General features: G+C 55.3%; 1 protein-coding gene. It reads left to right on the forward strand.

The features are described 5' to 3' along the window. Window positions 1-37 precede the first annotated feature (37 nt). Window positions 38-511: a tRNA (uridine(34)/cytosine(34)/5-carboxymethylaminomethyluridine(34)-2'-O)-methyltransferase TrmL gene (gene trmL / locus JTI85_RS00580; RefSeq protein ID WP_003024163.1), complete on the forward strand. Its 474-nt coding sequence runs from the start codon at window positions 38-40 to the stop codon at window positions 509-511. Window positions 512-550: the final 39 nt, after the last annotated feature.

Genomic DNA, 550 nt, shown 5'->3' on the forward strand with positions numbered 1-550 from the left:
TATCTGCTATTCTGCCCCCCGTTATCAAGGGGGCAGTATGCTTAACATCGTTTTGTTCGAACCAGAAATCCCGCCAAATACCGGCAATATTATCCGTCTTTGCGCCAACACCGGCTTTCGTCTGCATATTATTGAGCCAATGGGCTTTACCTGGGACGACAAGCGCCTGCGTCGCGCGGGGCTGGATTACCATGAATTTACCGCCGTGCTGCGCCACCCTGATTACGCCAGCTTCGTCGCCGCAGAAAATCCGCAACGTCTGTTTGCCCTGACCACCAAAGGTACGCCAGCGCATAGCGCGGTAAGCTATCAGGATGGGGATTATCTGATGTTTGGCCCGGAAACTCGCGGTCTGCCACCCAGCATCCTCGACGCGCTGCCAGCCGAACAAAAAATTCGTATTCCGATGATGCCGGACAGTCGCAGCATGAACCTGTCAAATGCGGTGTCGGTGGTGGTGTATGAGGCCTGGCGCCAGTTAGGTTATCCCGGCGCGGTATTGCGTAGTTGATTTTTGTCGGATGGCGGCTGACGCCTTATCCGACCTACG

Source organism: Citrobacter sp. Colony219 (assembly GCF_019382635.1).
GTDB classification, from domain to species: domain Bacteria; phylum Pseudomonadota; class Gammaproteobacteria; order Enterobacterales; family Enterobacteriaceae; genus Citrobacter; species Citrobacter youngae.